Here is a 12,305-nt window from a genome sequence, read left to right as displayed (position 1 = left end):
TTGTGACATATGTGATCGTCGTGGTAGTAGTGTTGTGGTTTTTTTAAATGGAACGTCGACCAGCAAAATGTAAACGTGAGGAGTCGTCGGCAGGGTCAGAGGGGTATAAGAGACAGTAATGAAACAAAGGCGGGGTGTGGGTGCTGGTGAGGAGGGGCCCATGGTTTGCGAAGCAAAGCGTGGGAGCGGCAGCGCGAATGCGATGGCGTGTCCCCGTGTCCTGCACAGCCACCCCGCCCCGCCAACAAGCGGCGTGCAGCCTTTGACGTTGACGTTGATGTTCTTACAGGTGGCGCAGATCCTGCCGCAGGGTCGCCACGCAGCGGCGACTCACCTCCAACGGCTGCTTGCCATGCCGCAGTACCGCCTGCACCTGCCCGGCCGTGCCGCGGCGCAGTTCGATCAGCTCGTGCCGCGCCACCAGGCAATTGCGGTGGATGCGCACGAAGCGGGCGGCAAACTCTTCTTCCAGCGACTTCAGCGATTCCTCGATCAGGTCTTCGCCGCGCGCATGATGCACCACCACGTACTTTTCTTCGGCCTGCAGGTAGTGGATGTCTTCCACCGGAATCAACCGCAGGCCACCGCGCAGGCGCGCGCATAGAACGGTGCGCGCACGGCCATCGCCGTTGCCCTGCGCGTCGCCGCGTCCGGCCAGGAAAACACGCGCCCGCTCGATCGCCGCCGCCAGCCGTTCCGGCCGCACCGGCTTCATCAGGTAATCGATCGCCGCCGCTTCAAAGGCCGACAGCGCATGCGCATCGTAGGCAGTGCAGAACACCACCGCCGGGCGCGGTTCGAAGGTCGCAAGATGCCGCGCCGTCTCCAGCCCATCCAGCCCGGGCATGGCGATATCCAGCAGCACCAGGTCTGGCTGCAGCTCCGCACAGGCGTGCAGCGCCTGCTCGCCATTGGCCGCTTCGGCCACCACGGAGACATCGGGAAGATCGGCCAGCAGCGACTGCAGGCGCTCACGCGCCAGCGGTTCGTCATCTGCGATCACTACCCTCACGGCGCTCCCCTCATCGAACCGGTATGGCGATGCAGCATTCATAGTAGCCCCCGCTCCAGCCTGCCGTCATCCGCGCGGCCGGACCGAAGCGCCAGGCCAGCCGGTGGGCGATGTTGTGCAACGCGTGCCCGGTACCGCGCGACAGCGACAAGGCCGGCGCGCTGGGGTCCGGTGCCGGATTGCGGATCAGGATCTGCAGCACTCCGTCCGCGCAGGCCAGCTCCAGTTCGATCAGGCCACCTTCCGGCAGCCGCGAGATACCGTGCAGCACCGCGTTTTCGACCAGAGGCTGCAGCACCAGCCGCGGCATCGGCTGCTGCCAGGGCAGTTCAGCGGGTCGCTGCCAGCGCACCTGCAGGCGTTCGCCCAGCCGCAGCGATTCAATGGACAGGTAACGCTCGGCGAGCTCGCATTCTTCGTGCAGCGTGGAATCGCCCTCGCCCGCCCCCAGTGCCGCGCGGAACAGGTCGGACAGGTCGAGCACCGCGCGTTCGGCCACCACGGCATCGCGCCGTACCAGGCTGGCGATGAGGTTCATGCTGTTGAACAGGAAATGCGGGCGGATGCGCGCCTGCAGGGCATCGGCCTCGGCGCGCGCCTGCGCCTGCACCTGCGCTGCCCAGCGATCACTGACGTAGAAATAGCGCAGCGCCACCGCGCTGATCAGCGCGGTGGTGGCCGCGCTGCCCAGGGTGAACCGCCAGAAGCCGATGCCATTGGCGAAATCATCGCCGAGGGCGGCATACAGCGCATGGATGATGCCTGCGCCGATCACCGCGATCACCGCCGCCAGCGCGATGGCGGCCAGCGATCCCGGCAGCGGCGGCAGCGTGGAAAGCAGCCTGCGCAACGCGCACAGCGCCACGGTGACCGCCAGCGCCAGCCACAGCGCGAAACCACTCGCCGACAGCAGCCGCCCCAGGCTCCAGTGGCGCCCATCGTCCGGCGCCAGCGCCAGCACCACCACCACCAGCAACGCCAGCCCGCACATCGCGGCAAGCCGCGGCAGGCGGCACAGCTCGGGCATCCAGGGCGTGGCGGCGGGCGTGCTCATGCGTCAGCCTGCCTGCAGGCGGGTCTGCAGCCAGTCAGCGAGTGCACTGATCTCTTCGCCACACACCTGGTGGGCCATCGGATAGGACTGCCACTGGACCTCCACGCCCAGCGTGCGCAGCGTGGCGGCGGTGTGTTCGGCCACCTGCAGGGGAATCACCGGATCCTGGGTGCCGTGCGCCATGAATACCGGCACCTGCACGGCGCCGTCGATGCGCGTAGCGGTTTCGGCTTCCGGCAGGTAGGTCGACAGGGCGATCAGCCCAGCCAACGGTGCGCTGCGCTGCAGTGCGGCGGTCAGGATCACCGCGCCGCCCTGCGAGAAGCCCGCCAGGAAGATGCGTTCGGCCGGAATGCCACGATCGATCTCGCGCTGGATCAGCGCATCCAGTTCACCCACCGAGTCCCGCACACCGTCCATGTCCGCACGCGAGCGGAAGTCCATGCCGACGATGTCATACCAGCCACGCATCGGCACGCCGTTGTTGATGGTGATCGGACGCACCGGGGCATGCGGGAACACGAAGCGCAGCGCGGGCCAGCCCGGCCGCACCAGCTCGGGCACGATCGGGGCGAAGTCGTTGCCATCCGCGCCCAGCCCATGCAGCCAGATGACTGCCCATTGCGGCGATGCGCCGGTTTCCTGTTCCACCGTCTGCAGCATGTTGCGGCTCCTTCATATCGAAGCCGCATTATGCGCGACTCAGTACAGCGGCGGCTTTGCCAGCGCTTCGCGGCGCAGCTGCGCGGCACGCACCAGCACCTGCGGCGGGTCGCGTTCTTCGGGAATGTCCATCAGCTTCAAGCGGCGCAGCCAGCTGCCCGGGCCGCGCGAGGAGGTCAGCGCCACCACCGGGATGGACAGCATCATGCCGATCACCACCGGGGCCATCCAGGCCGCCAGCGCCGGCGATACCGCCCACGCCAGCACGCCCATGAAGGCACCGAACAGGCTCAGGCCACCGTAGGCCTTGACCAGCGCGAACCAGTCCACGCCGCCATCGTCGCGCTGCTGCGCGTCCCAGCCCGAATCCCGGCCGGCCAGCACTTCGGCCACGCCACGCGACTGGACATACATCACCACCGGCGCCATCAGCGCGGCCAGCACGGTTTCCAGCAGCATGGCGATGAACATGCGCACCGCCCCGCCGCAGCCACGCCGGCAGGCCGGCTCCAGCAGGGTGGCCAGGTAGCCGAGCACCTTCGGCATCAACAGCACGCCCATGGTGATCGCGAACAGCCGCACCACGTGGATTTCATCCTGGGTCCGCCAGTACACGCTGGGCGAAAGGTGCAGGATGCCGTTGAGGTCGATGCCTTCCTGGAACAGCGGAATGGCGATGCCGATCAGCATCAGCATCGCCCACATCGGGGCGGTGAAGTAGTGGCCGATGCCGATCAGCATGTGCACCCGGCTGATCCAGTGCAGGCCGCGGCTGCCGACGATCTTGCCGTGCTGCAGGTTGCCCTGGCACCAGCGGCGGTCGCGCACCATCATGTCGGTCAGCGTCGGCGGGCCTTCTTCGTAGCTGCCTTTCAGGTAGGGCACCATGTGCGCGGCCCAGCCACCGCGACGCATCAGCGCCGCTTCGACGAAGTCGTGGCTGAGCACGTGGCCACCGAACGGTTCATGCCCGGGCAGCGCGGGCAGGCCGGCATTCTCGGCGAAGGCCACGGTGCGGATGATCGCGTTGTGGCCCCAGTAATTGCTCTCCGCGCCGTGCCACCAGGCCACGCCGCGGGCGATCACCGGGCCGTACACGCGGCCGCCGAACTGCTGCATGCGCGAGAACAGCGTACGGCCACCGACCACCACCGGCAGGGTCTGGATGATGCCCACGTCCGGGTTGTGCTCCATGCCGGCGGCGAGCCGGACGATGGTGTCGCCGGTCATCAGGCTGTCGGCATCCAGGATCAGCATCTGCGGATAGTCGCCCCCGAAACGGCGCACCCAGTCGGCGATGTTGCCGGCCTTGCGCCCGCCGTTGTCGGCGCGGCGGCGATAGAACAGGTGGTCGTGCGCATCCAGCGTTTCGCGCAGTTCGGCAAATACCTGCTCTTCGGCCTGCGAGATGTCTTCGCGGCGCGTATCGCTGAGCACGTAGAAATCGAAGTTGGCCAGCTGGCCGGTGGCCGCCACCGATTCGTAGATCGCCTGCAGGCCGGCCAGCAGCCGCCGCGGGTCTTCGTTGTAGGTGGGCATCAGCAACGCAGTACGCGTGTGCAGCTGTGGCAGCGGCTCGTCCGGGTCGATGCCGAGCCGGTAGCCGCGGTCGAACACGGCGGTCAGGAAGCCGGCCACCGCACTGGCGAACGCCAGCGCGATCCAGCCGAACAGGCCGACGAACAGCACCAGCAGGCAGGCCTCCAGCACGCTGACCCCGTTAGGCGACAGCACCCGCCACATCATGACGGTGGCCGCGGCGGTCATCAGCGCGGTGCCACCGAACAGGTAGGCACGGCGCAGCCCGATCAGGCGCGGCGAGGTGCGGTGGCGGCGGATCTTCAGCTCGCCCTGGTGCAGTTCCTGTTCGGGCATGGGCAGCGGCGAGCCGCCATCGGGCAGCATCGCCACGCCTGCATCAAGCCGGACGCGGGAGGGGGTCTCAGTCATCCAGGTTACCTCGCGTCAACGCGCAGGCCTGCCGTGCTGCCTGCGCAACACGATCCATCCCACGCTTCCCCGTTCCGCACATCGCGCTTCAGGGCCCGCAACCGATCTCTCTCATTACAGGAGCCCACGAATTGCTCACCCGGTAGATTCAAAAAATTGCGGCTCAGTCTAGGGCGCGGCGTGTAAGCCGAGCGCGAAGGGTGCAGCCGGCGTTTTCCCCCATTCAGGATAAACCGCGCCACGCCCTGGCGCACCTGCCATGTAGATAAACGATAATACGAACTGTTATCATTTGACACAGAGGCAGGTTTCGGCAGTCCCGTTCACCCACCCGCAGACGCGCCGGCGCCCGCCGTGCGCCCGTCGCCCAAGGATGGGATGTGAGCCGGCTGCTCCGGCACTGCACGACTTCCGTCCTGGGCATCACTCCCCCTACGGAAGCCCGCATGTCCCACACCCCCCACCCCGCCCGCACCGCGCTGTCCAGCGCGCTGGTCCTCGCCTGCCTGCTGCCGTTGCCCGCGCTGGCCGATGCCGCCGGCGATCCTGCCACCCGTGACCTGGACACCGTGGTGGTCACCGCCTCGGGCAACCAGCAGTGGATCAAGGACGCACCGGCCAGCATCAGCGTGATCAGCCGCGAGGACATCGAACGCCAGCCCGTGCACGACCTGGCCAGCCTGCTGAGCCGCGTGCCCGGCGTCACCGGTGGCCTCAGCGCCAGTGGCGAACAGTCCAAGATCAAGCTGCGCGGCATGCCGTCCAACTACACCCTGGTGCTGGTGGACGGCAAGCGCATGGGCAGTTCGGCATCCACCAATTACCGCCCCGACCTGGGCCGGCAGGACCTCAACTGGATCGCACCGGACCAGATCGAGCGCATCGAAGTGGTGCGCGGGCCGATGTCATCGCTGTACGGTTCCGATGCCATGGGCGGGGTCATCAACATCATCACCAAGCGCATCGGCGATACCTGGGGCGGCAGCGCCACCCACAGCTACACGCGCCCGGGCGACGACAAGCGCGGTGATACGCAGCAGATCGGCGCCACCTTCTCCGGGCCGCTGGGCGAGCGCGTCGGCCTGCGCATCGGCGCCAACAGCATGCGCCGCGACTCCGACCGCTCCAATGGCGGCCTGTACGGCAACGCGTACGCCGGCGAGAAGGATCGCAATGTCGACGCCCTGCTGAGCTGGACGCTGAGCGATGCGCAGAAAATTTCCGTCGAAGCCGGCCATGGCGTGCAGCAGTCCTTCGCCAGCCAGGCACTGGAAGCCGAAGGCGATGGTGCGTGGGGCGCCAGCGAACTGAAGCGCAGCAGCCTGGCCTTGAACCATGACGGCCAGTGGGATTTCGGCAGCTCCCGGCTGAGCGCGTACTGGACCGAGTACCGCAACGACATCGGCCCGACCGGCCGCTCCGAAGCGACCGACCGCATCGTGGAGGGCAGCATCAGCTCACCCTTCACCCTGGGCGTGGAGCACCAGTTCACCGTCGGCGGGCAGTGGAAGCGCCAGCAGCTGACCAACACCGACACCATCGGCCAGGCGCCGGTGGACTACGACGGCAACGCGGTAGCCGGCTCCACCCTGCAGGTGGATACGTGGGCGCTGTTCCTGGAAGACGAACTGAAGCTGCACCGGACGCTGGCGCTGACCCTCGGCGCGCGGCTGGACCACCACGAACAGTTCGGCAGCCACGTCAGTCCGCGTGCCTACCTGGTATGGCACCCCGCCGAACAGTGGACGTTGCGCGGTGGTATCTCCAAGGGCTTCCGCGCGCCCAGCCTGACCGAGAATTCGCCGACGGCGGCGACCCAGTCCGGCGGCCGCGGCTGCACCTCGCTGTATCCGCTGGGCTATATCAGCGGTGGTTGCTACATGGCCGGCAATGCGGAGCTGGACCCGGAAACCAGCACCAACCGCGAGATCGGTTTTTCGTTTGAAAACGACCTGCTGGATGTCGGCCTGACCTACTTCCATACCGACTTCAAGAACAAAATCGAGTACGAAGCGCTGGGCTACTACAACAACTACTGGTGGACGCGGATGAGCAACGTCGACCGTGCACGCACCAGCGGCATGGAAGGCACGCTCAACCTGCGCTTCGGTGACCACTGGCGCTGGCGCACGTCGGCCACCTGGATGAAGGAAGCCAGGAACCTGACCACCGGGGAGAACCTGATCGACACCCCGGAATACTCGGCGTATTCGGCACTGGACTGGACGCCGGATGCGATCTTCTCCAGCACGTTGTCGGCGCAGTACACCGGCAAGCAGAGCGGCATCGCCAGCAGCTTCATCAAGGCCTACACGCTGTACGACCTGACCGCTGCCTGGAACGTCAACGATGTTCTGACCCTGCGCGGCGGCATCAGCAACCTGCTGGACAAGAAGCTGTATGCCGAAGGCGCCACGGACTATTTCGTCGCAGGTCGCAGCGTGTTCTTCAGCGTCACCGCGCGGTTCTGATCGCAGGCCGCGGTGGGTGAGGATCTACCCGGTGGGTGACGACGCTCGGGTGGGTGACGACGCTCCGGTGGGTGACGACGCTCGGGTGGGTGACGACGCTCCGGTGGGTGACGACCGTTGGTCGTCACCTTCTCCCTCACCTGCCGATCAACGCGACACCACCGCCTGGCGCTCGGCGATGTCGGCGTCGGCCGCGCGCCGCGCGCGCTCCATCGCCACCGCGATCTGCTGGCGGGCAAGCAGGTGCTGGGCCTGCTGGACTTCCGGGGTCGGCAGAAGCACCGGACCGGGCGTGGTTTCCACTGAAGCGGACTTGCTCATGCATCCTCCAAGGACAATCCGGCGGACCTGGGCTGCGGGGCGCAGGACCGGCGGATTGCGCACCCTACCTTAAAACCGTGACCGTTGCGTGTAGGCGGTAACAAGGGGGGTAGTGACGGCCGCTGGCCGTCAATTGCCTTGCTGACGGCCAGCGGCCGTCACTACCGGGGCAGCGGGCGCCACTAGCGGCCGTGCTACCGGAAATCGCGCGATGGCGCGTTCAGGCCAGCCAGCAGGTGGCTGTAGTCATGCAGGTCGCCGGCGATCAGGTGGCGTACCCCGTCCACGCATTCCCAGCGCCCGCGCACCCCCAGCAATCGCGAGCCCAGCAGCGCCTTGCGGCGGCGCAGCGCCAGGTGCGACCAGACCACCACGTTGACCATGCCGTGCTCGTCTTCCAGGGTGACGAACACGGTGCCGTTGGCCGTGCCGGGCTTCTGCCGCTGGGTCACCAAACCGATGGTGTGCACCCCGCGCCCATGCGCGCTGGCCCGCAGCTGGTGCGAATCCAGCGCGCGCTCCTGGCGTAGCCGCGGCCGCAGCAGGGCCAGCGGATGCGCGCCCAGGGTCAAGCCGCTGGCACGGTAGTCGGACAGCATTTCCTCGGCCACGTCGGGCGCCGGCAGCACGATGTCCGGCTCGTCCGGACTGCCGTCCAGCAGCGGCATCGCGCGTTCGATGCCGGCCACCGCCCAGCGTGCGGCATTGCGGTTGCCGGCCAGTGCGGCCAGCGCCCCGCCATCGGCCAGCACCTGGCGGGCCTTGCCATCCAGCCGCGCGCGGCGGCACAGGTCGGCCACGTCGGCGAACGGTCGTTGCGCGCGCGCCGTCATCACCGCCCGTGCGGCCGCTTCGCTGCAGCCGGCCAACTGCCGCAGCCCCAGCCGGATGGCCGGCTGGGTGCGTGCATCGCCGCCTTCCAGGGTGTTGTCCCAATCACTGATGCACACATCCACCGGCAGCACGGCCACGCCACCGCGCTGCGCACTGCCACGACGCGCGTCCTGCACGATCTGGCTGGCCGAATAGAAGCCCATCGGCTGCGCATTGAGCAGCGCGCAGGCGAATGCGGCCGGCTCATGCCGTTTCAGGAAACAGCTGATGTACACCAGCTTGGCGAACGAGGCGGCATGGCTCTGCGGGAAACCATAGGCCCCAAAGCCCTTGATCTGCTCGAAGATCTGGTCGATGAATTCCGAGCTGTAATTTTTTTCTTCCATCAGCCCGCGGATGCGCTCGCGATGCGGGTTCATGTCGCCACCGCTGCGCCAGGCGGCCATCGAACGGCGCAGCTGGTCGGCCTCGTGCGGCTCGTAGCCGGCATGGATCACCAGTTCCATCACCTGCTCCTGGAACAACGGAATGCCCAAGGTCATGCCCAGGATGTCCTGGATCCCATCGGAAGGGTACGTCACCGCTTCGTGGCCCTGCCGGCGGCGCAGGAACGGATGCACCATGCCGCCCTGGATCGGCCCGGGCCGCACGATCGCCACCTGGATCACCAGGTCATAGAAGCACGTGGGTTTCAGTCGCGGCAGCATGCTCATCTGCGCACGCGATTCAATCTGGAACACCCCGACGGTGTCGGCCGCCTGGATCATCGCGAAGGTCGGCGGATCATCCACCGGCAGGCGTGCCAGGTCGATGCGGTGGCCACGGTGTCTTTCCACCAGTTCCACCGCCTTGCGGATGCAGGTCAGCATGCCCAGCGCCAGGCAGTCCACCTTGAGCATCTTCATGGTTTCAAGGTCGTCCTTGTCCCACTGGATGATGGTGCGGTCGGCCATCGCCGCGTTCTCCACCGGCACCACCGTGCTCAGCGGCGCATCGCTGATGACGAAGCCACCGACATGCTGGGACAGGTGCCGCGGGTGGTCGCGCAGCTGTTCGGTCACCGCCATCACCTGCTGCAGCAGGGGATTGTCCGCGTCGAAACCGGCCTCTGCCAACCGCTGCTGCATCGGGGTTTCGCCGTTGCCCCAGCCGAAGCATTCGGCCAGCAGCGCCACCTGGTCCGGCGGCAGCCCGAACGCCTTGGCCACGTCGCGCACTGCACTTTTCCCACGGTAACGGATCACCGTGGCGGCCAGCGCCGCGCGTTCGCGCCCGTATTTTCCATACACGTACTGCAGCACTTCCTCGCGCCGCTCGTGTTCGAAATCCACGTCGATATCCGGCGGTTCGTCGCGCTCCCTGGACAGGAAGCGCGCCATCAACAGCCGGCTTTCGGCCGGGTTGACCACGGTGATGCCCAATGCGAAGCACACCGCCGAGTTCGCTGAGGACCCGCGTCCCTGGCACAGGATGTCGCGCGAGCGGGCGAAGCGCACGATGTCCTCCACGGTAAGGAAGAAGGCTTCGTACTTCATGTCGGTGATCAACAGCAGCTCGCTGTCGATCTGGGCGGCCACCGCCTCCGGCACGCCTTCCGGCCAGCGCTCGCGCATGCCGCGCAGGGTCAGCTCGCGCAGCCAGCTGCTGGGTGTATGTCCGTCCGGCACCAGCTCGGCGGGGTACTGGTAGCGCACATCGTCCAGGCGGAAATGGCAGCGCCGCGCCAGCGCGACCGCGTTGTGCAGCAGCGCATGCGGATGGATGTTGCCCAGCGCACGACGGGTGCGCAGATGGTGCTCGCCATTGCGGAACAGGAACGCGCCACATTCGGACAATGGCAGCACGTGGCGGATGGCGGTCATGGTGTCCTGCAGGACGCGTCGGCGGCGTACATCCATGTGGACGTCGCCGCAGGCCAGCGCATCGATGCCCAACTGCACGGCCAACTCCAGCAGCTGCGACAGCCGCGCGGCGTCATCGCGTTCGCGATGCAGGTGCACGGCCAGCCAGGTGCGCTGCACGAACACCTGCTGCAGCCAGCGCGCCTGAGCGGTATCGGGCTGCGCACCTGGCACCCACAGCGCAAACAGGCCCAGCGCCTCGCCCGCCACCCCGCCCAGCACCCGCTCCACATCCTGCCGGGCAAGCCGGTAACTGCCCTTGCCTGCCGCACGCCGCCCGGCGGTGATCAGTTCGCACAGGCGCACGTAGCCGCGCTGGTTTTCCACCAGCAGCACCAGTTTCAACCCGCACTCCAGCACGAACTCGCTGCCGACGATCAGCGGCACGCCGGTGGCGCGCGATGCTTCCAGCCCGCGCACGATGCCGGCCAGCGAGCACTCATCGGTGATCGCCAGGGCCTCGTAGCCGCACTGATGCGCACGGGTGAACAGTTCCTCGGCGCTGGCCGCACCACGCAGGAACGAAAAATCGGACAGGCAGTGCAGCTCGGCATACGCCGGCAGCGCGTCTTCGTGCTGGATATCGTCGTTGGCCGCCGCCAGCCGTTCGCGGGTTTCCCACGCACGCGGCATGCGCTTGCATGGGGCATCGTCACGTTCTTCGATGCGGCTCATGCGAACCAGCCGTGCAGCATCCAGTCGCCCTGCTGGCCCGGCATGGCAAAGGCCCAGGCCTGCTGGCCCTGCGACGTTTCCAGCACGTAATAGTCGCGACGCGCTTCCTGGCCATCCCACCAGCCGCTTTCCAGCCGCTCCGGACCGGAGACGATGCGCGCGCGCGGATCGCGCAACGGCACCGGCGTGGGCAGCAGCCAACACGGACGCGGTGGCCGCAGCGGGGCTTGCGCAATGGCCGTGCCATCGCCTTCCACGCGCTGCCAGGCACGTTCCGGGCGCGGGTCACCGGCCGGCCCCACGCGATAGACCGAACCATCACCGAGCCGCGCACGCAGGCGTTCGCGCAGCTGCGGCCACGGCAGCTGCTGCTGGTTGCGGGTATCGAACAGATCGCGGCTGGCCGGCACGAAGGTCGGCAGTTCGCGCGCCAGCAGGCGCACGGCAACCACCGGCCGGTCGATGCTGGCGCGCTCCAACCGGTTGCGGGTGAGTTCGAACAGCAGCGTGGCATCGCGTTCGGCGGCCAGCAGACCGACCTCCACGTCGGTATGGCCTTCTTCATGTTCCAGCCGCAGCACGAAGCGCTGCACGCCGCCATCGCGGATCGACAGGCAGGTACACAGATCGCCGATCAGGCGGCGCAACGGGAACAGCAGGGCCATGTGGTTTTCCACCTCATAGCCCAGTTCCACCCGCGAATCGAAATGGTCCGGCGGCGCATACCAGGCCAGCGGCTCATCGGCCTGCCCGTACAGCCGGTCCAGGTGTTCCAGCAGCGGCAATCCGAAGCGCCGGCGCAGGCCATCGCGCGGCAGCGCACGCAGCGCCTGCAGGCTGCCGATGCCCATCTGCTTCAGGCGCGTACCGCCCTCATCGGGCAGCCGCGCACGGCACACCGGAACGCGGTCCAGCAGGGCCTGCATCGCCGCGATGTCCTGCACGTCCAGGCCATCGCGGATGCCGGCCAGCACCATCGCCGCACGCGGCGTCGGCGCCAGCGCGATGCGGTGCTGGAACCCCAGGGCCTGCAGTTCCTCGCGCAGGCGCGCCTGCAGCACCGGCCACGGCCCCAGCAGCTGGAAGCTGGCGCGCACTTCCAGCACGATGCAGCCCGGCCACTGCGCGCTCACCAGCGAACTGTGCCGATAGGCCCAGGCCGCCAGGAAGCGCTGCCAACGCGCATCGGACTGCGCATCGTGTTCCACCATCTGGAAGTCCGGCAGCAGCGCCAGCGCAGCCGTCAGCCGCATGCCGGCCTGCAGGCCCGCCTGCGCGGCAGCGGCATTCACCGCATGCAGGGTGCGCAGCTGCGCCGCCCCACCGACCAGCGCCAGCGGCGTATCCGGATCAGGGTGGCGGCGAAGGACGGCGTCCAGCGCCAGCTGCGGCAGCAGTACACAGGCCCAGAGCATCGGCGTGCC

General features: G+C 67.7%; 8 protein-coding genes. 1 reads left to right on the top strand and 7 read right to left on the bottom strand.

The genetic code is table 11. The annotated features are described in order from the left end of the window. Positions 1-283 precede the first annotated feature (283 nt). From ABB28_RS04630 to mdoH, 4 genes are read right to left on the bottom strand one after another with little or no spacing between them, the layout of a single operon-like run. Positions 284-1,054 carry a LytR/AlgR family response regulator transcription factor gene (locus ABB28_RS04630; protein WP_185000308.1) on the bottom strand — a complete coding sequence of 257 codons (771 nt, stop codon included), beginning with the start codon at positions 1,052-1,054 and terminating at the stop codon, positions 284-286. Continuing rightward, positions 1,023-2,066, bottom strand: coding sequence for a sensor histidine kinase (locus ABB28_RS04625; RefSeq protein WP_057507506.1), 1,044 nt, complete (start codon positions 2,064-2,066; stop codon positions 1,023-1,025). Before ABB28_RS04625 ends, ABB28_RS04630 begins: the two co-directional genes overlap by 32 nt. A gap of 3 nt (positions 2,067-2,069) precedes the next feature. After that, positions 2,070-2,729: an alpha/beta hydrolase gene (locus ABB28_RS04620; protein ID WP_057507505.1), complete on the bottom strand. Its 660-nt coding sequence runs from the start codon at positions 2,727-2,729 to the stop codon at positions 2,070-2,072. A gap of 39 nt (positions 2,730-2,768) precedes the next feature. Continuing rightward, entirely contained in the window at positions 2,769-4,679 is a 1,911-nt protein-coding gene (gene mdoH / locus ABB28_RS04615; RefSeq protein ID WP_057507504.1) for a glucans biosynthesis glucosyltransferase MdoH, read from the bottom strand. Positions 4,680-5,125: 446 nt separating this feature from the next. On the opposite strand from mdoH, the gene ABB28_RS04610 reads away from it, so the two are divergent. Then, positions 5,126-7,150 (top strand): TonB-dependent receptor domain-containing protein, encoded by a 2,025-nt coding sequence (locus tag ABB28_RS04610; RefSeq protein WP_057507503.1) that lies wholly within the window; start codon positions 5,126-5,128, stop codon positions 7,148-7,150. Positions 7,151-7,297: 147 nt separating this feature from the next. Here ABB28_RS04610 and ABB28_RS18175 read toward each other — a convergent pair whose 3' ends face one another. The 3 genes from ABB28_RS18175 to ABB28_RS04600 form a co-directional block, all read right to left on the bottom strand. Continuing rightward, entirely contained in the window at positions 7,298-7,471 is a 174-nt protein-coding gene (locus tag ABB28_RS18175) for a hypothetical protein (protein WP_170184000.1), read from the bottom strand. A 194-nt stretch (positions 7,472-7,665) separates the two neighbouring features. Next, positions 7,666-10,881 (bottom strand): error-prone DNA polymerase, encoded by a 3,216-nt coding sequence (locus ABB28_RS04605; protein WP_057507502.1) that lies wholly within the window; start codon positions 10,879-10,881, stop codon positions 7,666-7,668. After that, on the bottom strand, positions 10,878-12,296 hold the full coding sequence (locus tag ABB28_RS04600; RefSeq protein ID WP_057507501.1) for a Y-family DNA polymerase: 1,419 nt from the start codon (positions 12,294-12,296) through the stop codon (positions 10,878-10,880). Before ABB28_RS04600 ends, ABB28_RS04605 begins: the two co-directional genes overlap by 4 nt. Positions 12,297-12,305: the final 9 nt, after the last annotated feature.

The sequence above is a fragment of the Stenotrophomonas chelatiphaga genome (assembly GCF_001431535.1).
Classification (GTDB): domain Bacteria; phylum Pseudomonadota; class Gammaproteobacteria; order Xanthomonadales; family Xanthomonadaceae; genus Stenotrophomonas; species Stenotrophomonas chelatiphaga.
Note: the sequence above shows the minus strand (reverse complement) of the source record. Positions and strands in the feature narration are given on the sequence as shown.

What these genes read in the sequence shown, in the direction of transcription:
- ABB28_RS04620 (WP_057507505.1), bottom strand. Translation starts at nt 2,729, where the DNA reads ATGCTGCAGACGGTGGAACAGGAAACCGGCGCATCGCCGCAATGGGCA.
- ABB28_RS18175 (WP_170184000.1), bottom strand. Translation starts at nt 7,471, where the DNA reads ATGAGCAAGTCCGCTTCAGTGGAAACCACGCCCGGTCCGGTGCTTCTG.
- ABB28_RS04625 (WP_057507506.1), bottom strand. Translation starts at nt 2,066, where the DNA reads ATGAGCACGCCCGCCGCCACGCCCTGGATGCCCGAGCTGTGCCGCCTG.
- ABB28_RS04605 (WP_057507502.1), bottom strand. Translation starts at nt 10,881, where the DNA reads ATGAGCCGCATCGAAGAACGTGACGATGCCCCATGCAAGCGCATGCCG.
- mdoH (WP_057507504.1), bottom strand. Translation starts at nt 4,679, where the DNA reads ATGACTGAGACCCCCTCCCGCGTCCGGCTTGATGCAGGCGTGGCGATG.
- ABB28_RS04600 (WP_057507501.1), bottom strand. Translation starts at nt 12,296, where the DNA reads ATGCTCTGGGCCTGTGTACTGCTGCCGCAGCTGGCGCTGGACGCCGTC.
- ABB28_RS04630 (WP_185000308.1), bottom strand. Translation starts at nt 1,054, where the DNA reads ATGAATGCTGCATCGCCATACCGGTTCGATGAGGGGAGCGCCGTGAGG.
- ABB28_RS04610 (WP_057507503.1), top strand. Translation starts at nt 5,126, where the DNA reads ATGTCCCACACCCCCCACCCCGCCCGCACCGCGCTGTCCAGCGCGCTG.